Consider the following 16,266-nt stretch of genomic DNA (forward strand, 5'->3'; position numbering starts at 1 on the left):
TTGGTAAACAGTTGTTTCTTCAATTTTCAAAAGCTCATTTTTAGTTATACTTTAAAATGTCTCAATACTTATTCCATCTTCATCCGTTTCATCGTTACTGTAATACCTATACTCTCCTTTTCTATGAGCTCTCACTTCCAAATCCTTAATCGGGTTACCATAATTATCAGTAGCAATAACCGTAAGCTCATTTCTTAATGTACCACCGCTGTAACCGTGTTGATAATTACCAGATATCATTTTCAATTTTACTTCATCTGGATTAGCCTCTGTTACCACGGTAAATGATTTACTCAAAGTCTTTTCATGATCAGCATGTGGAATGGACAAGGAAACCGTAATGGTATCCACATTTGGGCCAAAAGTAACATCAAAAGCACCATACCCATCTTGGTCGGTTGTAATAACATTAGAAGATACCTTTGCTTCACCCTTTTCAACATTGATAATAACATTACAACCATTAAAAAAATAGGAGAAAGAATCTAGTACACTAAATGTTACCGAATCTAAGGTTGAATTGACATACGTTGGACCACTTCCAATATTAAATAATTGAATTTTTGCAGGAACTCTTTTTCTTAGTTCAAATGTGTCTTCATCAACACAACTTATTATCAAACTTAAAAAAAACGGAATGAGAGCGAATTTGAATAGTTTCATCGACTATAAGTAGTTTGTTTAATTTGCTTTAGCTGAAATCTCCCAAGAATTAAGCCAAAGCAAATGATAAACTTTACAGCATTTATATTGTGTATTTCGCATTATAAGTACTAAAACAGAGGAAAAAGGGTCATTTTGTTGAATGAAGAAAAAATTTTCTCACCCTTATTTAATTTTTTTTACACCCGCAGAAAATTCTCTTTAAGAAAAAAAACCAAGGTTTACTTCAAAATGAAGCCTAACTTCATTATTCTAAGCAATATAAATACAATACTTTTTTAGGTAAGAGTTAAGAGATATGGTTCGTAAAGTGTTTTTTTAAGATGGTTCTTGGACCATAACACGTACCCTCATACCTCTTCCCTCTTGTATTCTAGATCTGATCGAGCTTAACAGCTTTAATTTCCACTGTTTTAAAGATATTCTCTTTACGGTTTTTCATAAAAGGCGCTTCATTCCATCTTTTGATGGTGTGCTTTCCACTTGACCAAAGTTCTATCACTGTTCCATCTGCTTTACGAGCGATTAAGTTATCAATATAGAAATGATATACACCTGTTTTTCTACCAATGAATGAGATCATGTTGTGTGATAGTTTCTGAGGTGTTGCTTCACCGATTCCCACTACTCTATGTTCCCAAACACCTTTTCCTTCTTTCACACCAGGTCCTTTTTTCTGGTATCTTCCGTATTGGTCATAACCAGACTTTGCAAATAGTAATTTCCATGTGCTTGTTGGTGAATAGAAGAAGCCTTCGTTCAATCCGTCTTCCGCAACCATGATATCGTATTCTACCACATCGCCGGGCTCAATAGTGTATTTCATTTTGTCATACCCTTTGGCAAAAGCAAAACGCATCACATCTTTTCCATTTTTCACAGGGGCAGATTGATCCACATAAAACTCTAACACTTCACCTTGTGGATTCGCTTTTTGAGATGCACTCGGAAGGTAGCTTGGAGGTAAGTAAGAAGGGTTGATATTATTCGCTCTCAAAAAGTTTAAGTGCATTATCTGCATTTTTTCTACTTTTTCAGGATGCTGTTCAGCAAGGTTATTTTCTTCTTTCAAGTCTTTGCTTAAATCATAAAGCTGAATATCCAAAGGGTTATAAATCAATTTCCAATTGCCTTCTTTCACAGCACCTTCACCAGTCCAAACCCATTGCTGTACGGTATTGCTATGCTCCTTATTACTTAATATTTCTTTGGATAAATCTCTTCCGTCAATCTCTACTGACTGATCACGCTTTGCTCCCACCATTGCGGTTAACGTTGGGTAGATATCAAGGTAATTGAAGTCCCCTGTGTATTTTTCTCCTTTGTTAAGACCTGCTTTTTCCCATAACATTGCCATGGGAACATGAATTCCACCTTCATAAATTGTATGCTTGTGGCCTTTAAAGGGAAGGTTATTTCCCTCTGGCGTGGCTCCATTGTCGGAAGTGAAGATCACAATAGTATTTTCCAGTAAATCCTCTTTTTCTAGATAAGCTATTACCTCTCCCACGGCATCATCCAAGCTTAATAACATGGCCGAACGTACAATCTGTTTCTGCTCATCAGACATTTTCATCCATGCCTTACTCCCTTTAAAATACTTTTTATATTCTTCTTCGGATAATAATGCTGTGCCCTGTTTTACAGATTCAGGCACTCTTAAAATGTCCTCATATTTGGCATTTAAAGGGTTGTGCATGGCTTCATGAGGAATATAACATAAGAACTGTTCCTCCTTATTTTTCTCTATAAACTCTAAAGCATATTTTGTAATAAGATCTGTGGTATATCCTTTTTCATCCGGTCTGTTGGTTTTGTCGTGATACCATGACACTTGTGCGTATACATTTGAAACACGAGTGAAATAGTTACCACCACCACCGTAATAACCTACGAATCGATCAAATCCATGTGCATTTACGCCGGCTCCTAATTGAAACTTCTTGCTTCCTTTTTTCTCATTTCCACCATATGACGTTGGTGCTCCATTATGCCATTTTCCAAACGCCCCCGTCACATATCCATTCTCTTTTAATGTCTCAGGCATTGTCACTTCATCGGTAGAAAGTTCACCCCCTGTTTTAGGTCCTGAATTGGTTTTTACATAATGTTTTCCTGTCAGCATCCCTGCCCTCGATGGTGAACAAACGCAGTGCGTATTGTAATTAGTAAATGTAGTTCCTGTATTAAATATTTTATCAATGTTTGGTGTTGGAGTCAATCCTCCGTTCACTGATAAATCTCCATAACCTAAATCATCTGTATAGAAAATGATAATATTAGGTTTCTTTTTCTTTGCATTATCTTTATCTGCTGTAGGATGAGAAGTCGCCCCAACCATACTAACACTGATAAGATATGTAAAGAGTGCTATAATAATTCTTTTCATCAGTAATCATTCAATTAAAAAATCATTTCATAACAACAGCTGTTGGTTGCCGTGTTCATTACAAAAATGTAGTGCCTGACTAATTATATATTAATTGTCCCTTAATCCTCCTCTAATTAAATAGTAATTTATTGATTTTCTGACGTAGATATGCAATTTAAACAACTATTAATCAGATTTTTATCTATCAATATATTGTAAAGTATTAATTTATTGATGTTCTACTTTCAAGCTTCCTTTTCCATTGATGAAAAACAAAGCAAAAAATCTAGGTTTTTGAAGTCAAAAATCTCTTAATTTCTAAACTATAAATATTCAAAAACTTAGGTTACAATGCAATTACTTCGCTTCCACATCAGGAGTAATTCCTAATCTTTGGTATACTTTTCCTCCCCTTCCTAAATTCTCACCGATTCCAAAATAACCTGATCCATGACCGGTCATCACGGGACGTAATTTATTGATGTCTACAAACTTTTCATTGTCTTTCAAAATGGCTGTATCTACTTTTACATCCATTATTTTACCTACAAAATGAGTGTGTTTGCCAAGGTTTGTAATGTTGACCACTTCGCATTCCAAAACCACTGGAAATTCATGTACATATGGAGCATTCACTAATTTTGATTTAATGGGAGTGAGCGGTAAAAGATCGAATTTGTTGATGTCTTTTCCTGAATAATGCCCTACCCAATCGACATATTCTATTAATTTTTCATTGGCGATGTTGACCGTAAACGCTTTCGTTCTCATCACATTTTTATAGGTATGAGTAGCCGGACGTAATGAAACACCTATACTCATTGGATTGGAGTTGACAATACCAATCCATGATGCCGCCATAATATTAGGTGTTCCCACGCTATCATATGAACCAATAATCCCAACGGGCATTGGGAATAGAAAAGGCCTTTTCCCTACCGATTTTTTCACATGTAATGAATCCATCACCGCCACCGAATTGACAATAGAAGCTTCATTCACTTCCCCATTTGCCTCCTTTACATTATAGCGGACCAATACGAGAATTAGGACGACTACCAATACTATATTTAGAAGTTCACTTGTTTTCATAAGATCTTATATTTTTTGTTGTCTCTAGCTGATCGTTTTTTACAATTGTCCAGTACAAAACCTGTAGGACATATTTTACACCATGGCTTGGAATAGAAAAAGGACAGTCCGATAAATAAAAGTCCAAAACCAATCATCCACCATGACACCACTTTAAATGAAAAAGCTGGGAAAGGCTCTACAAATGAAAGTTCTGGATATTCACCCAATAATATGCAACAGATTAATACTATTGTGGCGATGGTCTGTAATGGGATCGACCTCACTTTTAGAAAATTCATGTTTCGTTTTTGGAAAGGGGAAACTTTACCGACTAACTCTTGCGCCGCCCCAAAAGGACACATATAATGACAGTAGAATTGTTTTTTGGTGGTAATCGGTAAAATTACTGAAAGGCCCAATAATACAAATGAGATCAGATTAGAATCTAGTGAAATACCATTGACGATCCACCCGTGCAAAAATGAAATAGAGATCATTTTCTGATAGGCAAAACCCATTACTATTGTCACCATAATCAACATGCTAGTACGGTAATTTTTCATAGGTCTGTAAAAGCAAACCAAGAGTCCAAACAACAACGTGGCTGAAGTAAGTACCCATTGTAAAATTAAGGTCCAAGGATAATGTTTCGTTTCCAATTCCTTTCCTGTCACCTCTGATAAGGTCACTTGTATGGTTTTGATAATCGCTTCACTTGTTTCTGTGGCAGATGTGATACCATCCACTTCATTATAAAGTGCTCTGTCGAAGGTTAGTCCATTCCATTTTTCCAACAATTTATCATCCAATATAAACTCTATATATTCTCCCGATTCATTGTGTTGCAACATCTGCATCCCTTGTATGGTAGAGTCTTTATCAAAACCAATCAATACGGGTACTTCCCCGGCAAACCCTCTTACATGACTTGCGTAATCATGCGTGGAAATGGCGTAACCGATAATGTCTTTAAATTGATTGTAAACCGTATATTTTTTGTCTTTATCTACAGTAAAATACTTGGCTTTTTTATAGATACCTTCCAAGTGGCTTTGGGTGACAATGATCTTTTTACGATGTCCTTCTTCTTGCAGAAAAGGTAGTTTCCATCCACCTGAAATGCCCACTGCCACCACCAAAAGAGCGATCAAAACTACCCTATACAAATTGTATGCTTGTAGGGAATTAAGGCCTTTTTGAGGTTCCTTTTTGATGGCTTTCTTGACAGGTTGTTTCGGTGGTACCCGTTTTCTTTGCTTTACCTCAGTTGTCATTTGTTTCGTTGATTATTTGGTTTTTTTTCTTCCTTTAAAATAGGATTTTGGTACTGTAGCATTCAATTCTTCAAGATGCTCTTCTGCTACATCTTTTCGTTTCTTGATATTAATATGCATTCCAATTGTGATTCAATATTGAAACGGTTCCTTTGGAAGCATCGGTTCTCGAATATAGGTAACGATTTAGGTTATTCTCCTTCCCCATCCATATTTCTGATACGTCTTCTCCTTCATATTACCTTCCATCAAATGACGTATCTGTTAGAGCATATAACGTTGGCAACCAATCCAACCCTGAAAGTACTGAAGTAGTATTTACGTGACTTGTCGGAACATTTTTGGGGTATTTTATAATAATCTAACCTATATAATACTCGTTATAAAATAATAACTCTGTGATAGTCATTCTTCCAGAAAAACCATGGAATAGCATAAACTTTTGTATGTCGCAGGATGTCGGCTTGGACTACAAGTAACATCGGTAAAATACATTCGCATAAACCACGTTCCTTCTTCTGCAAGACGGTCAATAGTGGGTGTTTTTGATAGGGTTCGCATGGAGGTCGCAACACAATACCCCTATTTCTCACAACTTTAATTACAAGAAAAATTTATTGATACCGTTTACGGAGATATTGTATTACAACATCCTTACGAACCTCTATATAATGAAGAATTAAGAGGGAAGAATGAAGAAAAAAATGGTTCTTGCTGTGGTTCGGTGGACGTTGCAACACAACGTCCCTACAACGGTATCCATCATAAAGGATATTCTTGCAAAAGATTGAGAGGAGACTGTATCAGAAACCACCATAAAAAACACTTTACGGACCACAACACGAACCATCTTTCTTCATTCTTAACGCTTCATTCTTCATTCAAAACCTCCTATTTGCTTTTATGCACAGGTTTATGAATTTCTTTTTTCCACTCTCTCAAAAGCTTTCCGTATTTGGCTACTAACTCAGGGTACTGTTCTGCTACATCGGTAGTTTCTCCCTGATCAGCTTCTAAATCATACAGTTGTACTTTATTCAAATGAAGGTGGGCTTTCCATTTTCCATCTCTTACAACTTGCCAATTTGGTTTGTCACTCCAGAAATGTAATTTTTCTCTTTCTTGGGGTTTTCCTAAGATTGCCTTGCTAACATCTACACCATCCATTTGCATAGTAGTAGGTACTTCCACTCCAGCCAATGACGCTACTGTTGGTAAAAAGTCAACACCTGTAATTACAGTTTCTTCGTCTTTTGTACCTCCTTTGATTTTCTTTGGCCACTTCACAATCCATGGAGCACGGATTCCTCCTTCATACATACTTCCTTTTCTCTGTCTGAAAGGACCAGCTGAACCCACTGAATTTGCTAGGTTTGGCTTCTTAGCATAACGTTCTCTCAACTTTTTTGTATTGTTCAAAATTGGCCCAGGGCCGTTATCACTTGAGAAGATAATAATTGTGTTTTCCTCCAATCCCATCTCTTCAAGTGCTTTCAACAAGCGACCTATTTCGTCATCAAGATTAGAAACATCAGCACAATACGATTGCATTGCTTTATCAATATCATTTGTTTCAGCTACGAAATTCAGGAAATCTCTTTGGTACTCACTTTCAAAATCATTGATGTCTACTTTCAAATCTTTGAAACGTGCCAAATACTTTGGAAGTGGATCGATGTAAGAATGCGTTGGGTAGAGCCATAAATTGATAAAGAAAGGTTCTTTTTTATTTTCCTTTGCAAAATCAATCGCCATATCCACATAATGTGTTGTAGTATGCTCTCTATAATGTGGTTTCTTTTTGTCTTTTGATGTGAAACCAGGGCCAGTACTCTGGGTAGTAAAGCTTAAATCAATGCCGTATTCTGATGGAGGAGGAGCATTTTCACCTCTTTTATTATCACCAATATGCCATTTTCCGATGTGTGCAGTTTTATATCCTGCCCCGCTCATCACACTTGTTACAGAGGGTTTTTCAACATCAATCACAAAACTGCTCAGGAATTCTCTTGATGGAAAAAGACTCGTCATCAAGGCGGCCCTTGCAGGCATACACCATGAACCTGACATATAACCTTGTGTGAAAATTTTCCCCTGATCTGCCAATTTATCTAAGTGTGGAGTCTTCGTATATGGGTGTCCGTAAGCTGGTAAATCACCATAGCCCATATCATCAGCAAGAATAAAAATAATATTCGGCCTATCTTGAGCGATAGCCTGTGTACTCATTCCCAAAAAAGAAAGAAATACTATCAATTTCCAAGTGATTATTTTATAATTCATCTTATTTCATTTTTGCGTCAATTACAGAAGTTTCCGACACTTTCTGATGAAAAATTGCTCTCATCTCTTTCAACACCTCAGCATATTCTGGATCATTGACTTTATTCTTATATTCTTTCGGATCTACCTCATAATCATATAACTCCGACTGAGTAGGATCATCTCCCCACTGTGTATATCTATAACGGTCCGTTCTCACTGATTTGCCTAAAAAGTCCCCTCTTTTTGCATACGTTAATGCTGGTTTTTGGAAAGCTTTATTTTTAGGATCTTGAAGCAATGGGACCAAGCTTGTCCCTTTTACTGAGCTAGGGTTTTCTAAACCAATCAACTCTGTAATAGTAGGGTAAACATCCACTAATTCTACTGTAGTCATTACCTCAGTTCCATTGTTCATATTACCCGGTACTCTGATGATCAAAGGAGATTTTGCACTTTCTTCATAAAGGGATACTTTGCCATATAAAAAGTGGTTGCCCATATGGTAGCCATGATCACTGAAGAAAACGATAATGGTATTTTCCCAAAGTCCTTTTTCTTTTAATGTAGTGACCAACTGTCCTAAAATATCATCAATATAGGAAATACAAGCATAATACCCTTGCATATAACGCTTCCTTGCATCCATAGAACTCAACCCAAAATAGATGTCTTCAAATGCTTCATATCTTTTCCAATTGGCAATCAACGGTTTTGTATTCCAATCATCCAACGGTACTTTCTCTGGCTGAATTTCCTCTAACGGATATAAGTCAAAAAATCGTTGAGGTGCTGTATACTGCACATGGGGTTTATGAAAACCATACGCAATGAAGAAAGGTTGATCTCCATAGGTTTGGTCGTCCATCCACTGATTAAAAGCTTCCGCATTCAAGTCATCTTCTAATGGCACTCCATTTTTAATCGGCAACGGTAACGCCTTCTTCCCTTGTCTATCGTCATCTTCATACTGCTTCTTCAGTACCTCCCAAGCTTTCTTTTTTTCAGGTGTATCAATCGCTCCGTATTCTTTCTCAAATTCATCTTTTAAGTGAAGGACTAAATCATTTTCCTTCATCTTTTTTGTTCGCTGAGCATCCCAAGTAAAATCTTCCGACCGTGGGTGATACACCTTTCCAGCATTGGCCACCCAATAACCATTATCTTGAAATAATTTACCAATACTTACCGCATCCGGGCGTGTATCTGTAACATGAGGACCGTTTGTGAAAATCTTAGTCTGTGCCGGGTACATACTTGTCAGAAATGACGCTCTTGATGGACCACAAACGGGATATTGACAATACGCTTGACGGAATAATACGCCCTGATCTTTCAAAGATTCAATATTAGGTGCCTTCACATTGTTATATCCAAAAGAAGGCAAGTGCATGTTTAAATCATCGACAGAAATAAAAAGGACATTAGGTCTTTTCGATTTCTTTGGTTTTTTCTTTTCGTCAGCTGTAGTCACTAAACTCAAACTGAGTGCTAGTATAAGTAATATATAAGTCTTCATACAAAATTGTGTTTTTATATTCCATCACCTTATGGAGGTATCACAATATTATATTCGAAGACTAATAATTGTATTAATATCTTCTTAATTGGGGGTTAATGGGGTGTTTTTGGCGTTTTTAAATGGAAATAAAAGACCTTTTACTTTTTAGTCAACGCTTCTACGTCACTGATGGTTAAACCTGTTCCTTCTGCAACTTGTGCTATACCTAATCCCATTGATAAAAACTTTAGAGCTGTTTCAACTTTTGCTTCCCTTCTCCCTTTCTCCTCTCTTGTATCCAAAGTATTTACATAATCACGAAAACGTTTCAAATCCTCGTCATACTGTTCTTGATCTGCTTTTGGTAGTGCAGTATACTCTGCTAACTTCAAAACTTTTCTAAAAATATGTTCCTTCAATACCACTGGCATTTGCTCAAAAGTAGTGATATTATTCAGTAGGTAAAGCCATTTATCAAAATTGCTATTCAAGTCTTTTTCTTTCTTTCTGAACTTTGGTAATTCTAAGTAGACAAACTTCAGTTTATCATAGAAAACCTTATTTTTTTGATTCTTTAATTGTACGATATGGTGAAAATCTTCTTCTGTTTCATCAAAAATAAAGTCCATAATGGAAACTACATAAACCGCTTTCAATTCGTAATCCCAACCTTTTCCTCTCTTAGCTTGTTCTTGAATGGGAAAACTTGAATAATAAATGGTGCGATCTTTAAAATGAGTTTGTTCTGCACGTTGCAATTCCACGATAAACTTTTCTCCTTTATCATTTTCACAATATAAATCATAGATGGCTTTACGGTCCGTATCATTTTTAGGTAAATGCTCCGTAGATTTGTACGTTAAATCATAGATCTGATCTTCGGCTGGCAGCACCGAGTTCAAGAAATCAATCAGAATATCTTTATTGGCTTCCTCACCAAATATTTTTTTAAAACCGAAATCCGTAAAAGGATTGATATAACGTGAAGTGCACATAACTTTTGTTCGTTTATTGGGTAAATATAGTAAAATTTTGGTTTGGTAAAAGAAAAGAAATCCATCAGAGTTTTTACTTGTGAGGATGTTTTTTTATGATAAGTCATGAACTTAAACAAGCTATTGGTTTACAGCTAGGTAAACATATAACCCAACGAACAAAGAAGTTATAAGATTATAAAAATCATATCATTTATCTATTCCATCACCCTCAGTATTATTCATGTATGCTTCCCTCATTTGCTTACTCTTTTTTCTATTCCGTAACCAAAAAAATACAAGCACAGCAATTCCCCCCATAGGCGTAGTAAATAAGCTGATTAAAAACGTCCCAAAAGATTTTGAGGCAGTATTTCCTAGGGCATCACCAACTACAAATGTTATTATAAAAGCTAGTACGCACCCTAAGATTACTAGTAACATTTTCCCTATTAATTTTAAAAATTCCATAAAAGTTTGAGTTAAGATGAAGAGTTAAGTACAAATTCAAAATTAATTATGATATATTTTTGACTTAGTACTTATAAAAAATATAGCAGTATAACTTTATAAAAGTTAAGTGATAATAATCCTTCCTCAATATCCTTTCCATATTTAAGAAAACGCATATAAATCACCTATAAAGAATTCTAATCATTGATTTCTGAAAAATAGAATAAAAAAAACACAGCCCTCACTTGGTAAGAACTGTGTATGAAATATCTGTTGAAAAGTAAGTAGTCACGACTCTTATTCTTGTTAATAATAACCCTTATGCCATAAAGGTTTTTGGTATGAGAGTTAGTCCTCCACAGTATTTATGAATGAGTCACACTATTATTGCATATTTATTAATCATCAATTTTTTCTTTATTATAAGTACATAGGATAGAGTAAACGGATGTTTTTTTTGATGAAGAATGAAGAAAAATGTTTCGTGCTCTGGTCGATAAAGTAGTCTTTATGATGGATACCGTTGCAGGCATATTGCATTGCAACGTCCACTGAACCACCATAAAAACCATTTTACGAACCATAATTCTTCATTAAAAAAGTTCCATAACTTTTGTCCTAGTACTTACCTTATTTCACTTTCTTTGTTGCTTTCAATTTTTTACCTGCCTCCCCGGTAAGTTTCAAATAATGATCCGAGGGAAGGCCTTCATAATCAGAAAATGTACCATTGACTGGCGGAGTGTTTGTCACTTTGAAAATGGCTGTTCCTTCATCAATTTCATCAAACATGGCCACATAAAGCATTTCTACTCCTTCTTCTATAGTGATATCAATCTGCTTGTTGAAAAATGCTCCTTTTAACCTTGGAATAGCATTTAAATTTGCATTATTCTCATTGCCTTGCCCTTTCATTCTTTTTAAATTATACCAGCTAAAACCGGGATAAATAGCAGGTACATAATATACGTTATTGGCATTGCACCAAGCTACATCATCTGCAATTTGTTTTCTGTATACTTTATCGTTTTGCAAATCAGGCATTTTATAACGTCCTACTAACCAAGGCTGTACTATATCTGCCTTTTTGATAATTTCATGTAAATAAGGGTCGGGTTCACAATCTTTATTGAGCGTTCTAAAACGAGTGGGTACGCCTAACATGACGGAGAAATTACCATATTTAGGATCATTCTGCACAAAATCCATGAAACGTTCTACTTCACTGCTTGTAGCGGTATATGGACGTTCTTGAAAACCTACTCCCCAAATTGCTACTAACGGTTTCCCATTATGATGTAAATAATTCTCTTTATTGATGCCTTTATTAAAATGGATCTCATCAATCAGTTGCTTCCAATCGTTCACCAATGTTTCATAACAACTTTCTTCTTTCTTCAAACCCGACAAATCATACATTACAGCTATAGCTCTATTGTATTTATTGGCTGATTTAAAAGCATTCTTTAGAATAGATGTTGCTTCTTCTCTACCCTTTCCTTTTTTAGTAATGCCATAAAATCGTTGCATAAAAACACCATCTATACCATAATCTTTCATCCATTTGAAATGTGTATCTATAGTAGATGCGTCCAATGAACTAAACACCCTTGCTGAAGATCCATCTTCGTTTTTAAATGCTGTTTTGTATGTCTTTTTATACTCAGACATATCAGGCCACATATCTACTGTAATATTATCAGTATCAAACCCTCTTGTTCCATAATGTACCCAGCCTCTAGAACCCCCATCACCAGGGGTTCTGAACCAGCCTTGGTAGCCACACATCACTAACCCTTTATAAGAAGGGTAATTTATTTTTTGCTTCTTTTTTTTGAAGGCCAATAATGTTAGTAAGCCTAACGATGCCACTAATACTATTGTGAGTATCTTTTGTAATTTCATTTCTATTCAAAAAATTAGTTCAACAGTGTAAGTACTTATCAGATCTGATGATGCAAAAGTAGTTTTGCCCCCAAATAATAAATTAATCAAGCATTAATAGTTTGGCGGTTAATGCCTTTTTTTTGTAAAATAAAGCCTGTTCAATAAGATTTTTTCTATTAGCCCATTATTAATAGTCTATTAATGATCACTGCTACTTTTGAATTGAAATTAAAACAGACTATCACTTTTTTTAATTTAGTGAAATGAAAAACACAGTAACAGCTTTATTACTATTATTTGTGGTAACAAGTATTAGTTTTGGAAATGAGCCACCAAAGAAAAATAAGAAAACCAATCTTGTTTTTATCATCACAGACCAACAACAATATAAAGCGTTGGGTTTAGCTGGTAATAAAGTGCTAAAAACTCCAAACCTGGACCGATTAGGTGAAGATGGTGCCTATTTTGTCAATGCTTACTCCGCATGTGCCGTATGTGGTCCTGCCCGTTCTTCTATTCTTACAGGGAGAACAGTAGAAAACACTGGAGTAAACAACAATGATAAAACCTATTATTACACAAAGGAGAAGGTAATGCAGTCCCCTACTTTTGATGAGCTTCTTAAAGAAGAAGGGTATACTTGTGAGTATTATGGCAAGTGGCACGCTATGGCCAATAAAGCCAAGGTATATAGCAACCCGGAACAATATGCTAAAAATGGAAAGTATGCCTTTGATCATGGTGGACAAAGCTTTTTCTATCAAGATTGGCTCAATGCGAATTTGAAGAAAAGAGCTTTAGAAAATGGAGAGCATATTGACCGTTTTACGAAAAGACCATATACTCCTGATCCAATCGATACTTTCTTCGGGCAAGAATATAAGGATGTAAAAGACATCAAAAAATCACAGCCTAACTTTCATGGACGTTTAAATATTCCGAAGGAATATACCATGACCGCATTTCAAGCACAACAAACCATTGATGCCATTGAGAGGTTAAAAAAGAAACCTTTCAGTATTACATGTTCTTTCCATTACCCACATGCTCCTATGATTGTCCCTGAGCCTTTCTACAGTATGTATAAGCCTGAGGATATGACACCTCCTGAAAGTATCAATGACAAAATGAAAAACTCTCCCTACGCCAATGCTAATGGACGTAAAAAACTTACGGAATATTCTGACCCAGAAAAAATCAAATACATGATTTCAAATTACTATGGTTTGATTACTGAGGTGGATTACTGGATTGGGCAGATTATAGATAAAATTGATGAATTGGGATTGACTGAAAACACATTGATTGTCTTTACGAGTGATCATGGTGAGATGTTGGGTGCCCATGGCTTAAGAGAGAAAAATGTTTTCTATGAAGAATCAGCACATATTCCGCTTCTAATGAAGTTGCCAAACCAAATCAAACCCAATTCTACTGTTGATGGCTATGTATCACATATTGATATTTTCTCCACTGTTTTAGATTATATGAATATTGATGGCCCTTCTTCTGATGGAAAAAGTTTGAGAGATATGATAGAGGGCAAAGAAAAAGAATATGGTGATTATGTTGTGACAGAGTGGAATTACAGAGGTGATGTATCTCCTAATTACATGATTGTAAAAGACGGATGGAAATTAATGGTTCCTTATTCTGTAGAGTCTAAAGTGCTTAATGTACTTTATAATTTGAATGAAGATCCTCATGAAATGAATAACCTTTTGGGCAAAAATCCTGATCAGGCACAATACACTGAGAAGGCTGAAGAATTAAGGTCTGCTCTATTGGAATGGTTGAAAAAGAATGACTCAAAGTTTTATGATGGCGTGAAAAACCGTGTTTTAGTCAGAAATATTTAATAAGAATTAAGAGGGAAGAATGGGGCTGTAATCTACTGAAAATGTAGAATTACAGCCCCTTCTCATACATCATCTATTCCATCTCCAAAACATTGTATGAATTGTTCAAGTCATAGATATTGAAATCTTTCATAGCTGTTTTCTGATACTTTAGTTTTTCCCTCTGTAAATCTTTCCAGACTCTATAATATTCATCTGAAAGTAGCTTCCCTATTTTCTTTTCATACTTTAAAGTATTTTTATAATTTGTTACTTCAAAAAGTGATTTATCATATTCATAGAGCGACAAGACTTTTATAAATAAGCTCATTCTTTCTTTTTCATAAGCTTTCCATTCCTCTTTTTTCTCATGAGGAAGAAGGAAACGCATATCATAAAAACTGACTTCATTTTGAGCTAACAGATCATACATCTCTTCCAAATATTTTTGATCATGACTCGAACGGTAGACCACAGTAGGTTCACTTCTATTTTTAAGTAGCCTGATTTCATTCAAAGGAGTAATAGAGGCGATTATATTCTTCTCTCTTTTCAAGGCCACATTTATTTTTCCATCCTGATAAGGAATTGTGGTCACTTGCAGACCGGGATTGACAGACTTTAAAAGTTTATTATTCACATACAAAGCGGATACTTTCTTAGTGGAAGTAATTATTTCTATAGAATCACGCCCATAATTAGGATCTCCATACTGTTTTCTGACTTTATACTCCAGCATTTTTTTATCTACTAAAGACTTCTTACGGTAAATAAAAAACATTGCTTCATCCATTTCCTGACCTTTCCATTGTTGTGTAAGCACTTTTATCAGTTCAGAAAGCCCATAGCCATGATGGTAATCCGGTCTAATATGGTTTCCCTCAATAAACATATTCCAGGAATTCAAAAATAATATAGGAGCTTTGTATTTTTGTGCTTGCTCAAACCCCAGCCTTAAACCCTTAGAAAGTGAAAGGTTATCATATTCTTTATAGACTTGATCGATGGGAAGATTATGTTTTTTTACAAAACCATTAGGACGTTTTTTATTCGTGCTTTTTTCTACAAAATAACTTGAAATCTGCTCATGATAAATAGAATGTGCAAACACCTTATTACTTTCTTCTAATAGTTTAGAAAAACGTTCTACGAGTGCCGTATTACTCATATGTAGTGCCTCGATACGAATGTGATCATAATGTTTTCCAACATCAACAATTTCCTTTTTCCTACCAGGCCATATACAGGTATAAATGATATTGAATTGATTTCCGGTACTTGCATTCACAGCATTAATTCTTTCAAAAAGGGGCTGGAAATTAATGATTTGATCATTTTGCTTTTCCATTTTCTTGAACTCCTCTTTTTCTATAAGGTTTTTTACTTTGGAGAAGACAATCACCTTTTTTCCATTTTCCTTATGCCAATGTTTTGAAGCACTATATTTATTTGTCGAGAAATAATTTAAGACTTCTTGTGCATCTGGTATTCTCTCACTAAACTGTCTTGTAGGCTCAAACTTCAGAGTGATATTAAAACTAAAAGGATAATTTTTCTCCTCTGCAACTTCAAAATAAGCCTCTATAATTTCATTAAACCTTTGATAGAAAGAATAGTTTTCGGAAATCATATATACAAAAGAAAAACCATCTATCCCCATCTTCATGGCACTTTGCATCTCAAAATCAACAGCATCTTTTAATGACATCTGATTGGCTAAATCTGCTATCACAGGATAGTACAGTTCGTTATTATTTAACCAAGGTTTCTCTGATGAATACAAATAATTATTGTGAGTTAACCTTGGAAGAACACCTTTTGAGGGGGAATTAATAAAAAGAATATTATTGAAAGCAAAAACCTTTTTTTCTGAGTTGGCCTGTGTTAGTAAAGGAATGCTGAGGAGTAAGGTAAATAAGAAAGTTGTTTTGAATTTTCTCATGGTTATGTTATTAAAAAACTCACCCTG

Annotated in this window: 11 protein-coding genes; 1 reads left to right on the top strand and 10 read right to left on the bottom strand. The window is 35.2% G+C overall.

Annotation, left to right across the window (positions count from 1 at the left end; translation table 11 throughout):
- Nucleotides 1-51 precede the first annotated feature (51 nt).
- The 9 genes from HHU12_RS21740 to HHU12_RS21780 form a co-directional block, all read right to left on the bottom strand.
- On the bottom strand, nucleotides 52-663 hold the full coding sequence (locus HHU12_RS21740) for a hypothetical protein (protein WP_169658848.1): 612 nt from the start codon (nucleotides 661-663) through the stop codon (nucleotides 52-54).
- A gap of 373 nt (nucleotides 664-1,036) precedes the next feature.
- Nucleotides 1,037-3,052 (bottom strand): sulfatase family protein, encoded by a 2,016-nt coding sequence (locus HHU12_RS21745; protein ID WP_169658849.1) that lies wholly within the window; start codon nucleotides 3,050-3,052, stop codon nucleotides 1,037-1,039.
- Nucleotides 3,053-3,391: 339 nt separating this feature from the next.
- On the bottom strand, nucleotides 3,392-4,126 hold the full coding sequence (locus HHU12_RS21750; RefSeq protein ID WP_205959956.1) for a flavin reductase family protein: 735 nt from the start codon (nucleotides 4,124-4,126) through the stop codon (nucleotides 3,392-3,394).
- The gene (locus HHU12_RS21755; RefSeq protein ID WP_169658850.1) at nucleotides 4,123-5,382 is read right to left on the bottom strand and encodes a 4Fe-4S binding protein; all 1,260 of its coding nucleotides are present in this window, start codon (nucleotides 5,380-5,382) and stop codon (nucleotides 4,123-4,125) included. The genes HHU12_RS21750 and HHU12_RS21755 overlap by 4 nt, the downstream gene beginning before the upstream one ends.
- 891 nt (nucleotides 5,383-6,273) lie before the next feature.
- Nucleotides 6,274-7,665 (bottom strand): sulfatase family protein, encoded by a 1,392-nt coding sequence (locus tag HHU12_RS21760; protein ID WP_169658851.1) that lies wholly within the window; start codon nucleotides 7,663-7,665, stop codon nucleotides 6,274-6,276.
- A gap of 1 nt (nucleotide 7,666) precedes the next feature.
- Complete coding sequence (locus tag HHU12_RS21765) at nucleotides 7,667-9,163, bottom strand: sulfatase (protein ID WP_169658852.1); 1,497 nt, start codon at nucleotides 9,161-9,163, stop codon at nucleotides 7,667-7,669.
- Between the two features lie 140 nt (nucleotides 9,164-9,303).
- The gene (locus HHU12_RS21770; protein ID WP_169658853.1) at nucleotides 9,304-10,140 is read right to left on the bottom strand and encodes an Rpn family recombination-promoting nuclease/putative transposase; all 837 of its coding nucleotides are present in this window, start codon (nucleotides 10,138-10,140) and stop codon (nucleotides 9,304-9,306) included.
- 189 nt (nucleotides 10,141-10,329) lie between these two features.
- Nucleotides 10,330-10,590, bottom strand: a complete 261-nt coding sequence (locus HHU12_RS21775) for a hypothetical protein (protein WP_169658854.1) — start codon at nucleotides 10,588-10,590, stop codon at nucleotides 10,330-10,332.
- Between the two features lie 612 nt (nucleotides 10,591-11,202).
- Nucleotides 11,203-12,477, bottom strand: a complete 1,275-nt coding sequence (locus HHU12_RS21780) for a glycoside hydrolase family 71/99-like protein (RefSeq protein WP_169658855.1) — start codon at nucleotides 12,475-12,477, stop codon at nucleotides 11,203-11,205.
- 245 nt (nucleotides 12,478-12,722) lie between these two features.
- On the opposite strand from HHU12_RS21780, the gene HHU12_RS21785 reads away from it, so the two are divergent.
- A complete protein-coding gene (locus HHU12_RS21785) occupies nucleotides 12,723-14,318 on the top strand; it encodes a sulfatase-like hydrolase/transferase (RefSeq protein ID WP_169658856.1) in 1,596 nt (531 codons plus the stop codon).
- 73 nt (nucleotides 14,319-14,391) lie between these two features.
- Here HHU12_RS21785 and HHU12_RS21790 read toward each other — a convergent pair whose 3' ends face one another.
- Nucleotides 14,392-16,239 (bottom strand): hypothetical protein, encoded by a 1,848-nt coding sequence (locus tag HHU12_RS21790; protein ID WP_169658857.1) that lies wholly within the window; start codon nucleotides 16,237-16,239, stop codon nucleotides 14,392-14,394.
- Between the last annotated feature and the right edge of the window lie 27 nt (nucleotides 16,240-16,266).

It is taken from the genome of Flammeovirga aprica JL-4, assembly GCF_012844305.1.
Lineage (GTDB): Bacteria > Bacteroidota > Bacteroidia > Cytophagales > Flammeovirgaceae > Flammeovirga > Flammeovirga aprica.

Coding starts and splice junctions, on each gene's coding strand:
- HHU12_RS21765 (WP_169658852.1), bottom strand. CDS start 9,163: ATGAAGACTTATATATTACTTATACTAGCACTCAGTTTGAGTTTAGTG.
- HHU12_RS21740 (WP_169658848.1), bottom strand. CDS start 663: ATGAAACTATTCAAATTCGCTCTCATTCCGTTTTTTTTAAGTTTGATA.
- HHU12_RS21760 (WP_169658851.1), bottom strand. CDS start 7,665: ATGAATTATAAAATAATCACTTGGAAATTGATAGTATTTCTTTCTTTT.
- HHU12_RS21790 (WP_169658857.1), bottom strand. CDS start 16,239: ATGAGAAAATTCAAAACAACTTTCTTATTTACCTTACTCCTCAGCATT.
- HHU12_RS21780 (WP_169658855.1), bottom strand. CDS start 12,477: ATGAAATTACAAAAGATACTCACAATAGTATTAGTGGCATCGTTAGGC.
- HHU12_RS21745 (WP_169658849.1), bottom strand. CDS start 3,052: ATGAAAAGAATTATTATAGCACTCTTTACATATCTTATCAGTGTTAGT.
- HHU12_RS21775 (WP_169658854.1), bottom strand. CDS start 10,590: ATGGAATTTTTAAAATTAATAGGGAAAATGTTACTAGTAATCTTAGGG.
- HHU12_RS21770 (WP_169658853.1), bottom strand. CDS start 10,140: ATGTGCACTTCACGTTATATCAATCCTTTTACGGATTTCGGTTTTAAA.
- HHU12_RS21785 (WP_169658856.1), top strand. CDS start 12,723: ATGAAAAACACAGTAACAGCTTTATTACTATTATTTGTGGTAACAAGT.
- HHU12_RS21750 (WP_205959956.1), bottom strand. CDS start 4,126: ATGAAAACAAGTGAACTTCTAAATATAGTATTGGTAGTCGTCCTAATT.
- HHU12_RS21755 (WP_169658850.1), bottom strand. CDS start 5,382: ATGACAACTGAGGTAAAGCAAAGAAAACGGGTACCACCGAAACAACCT.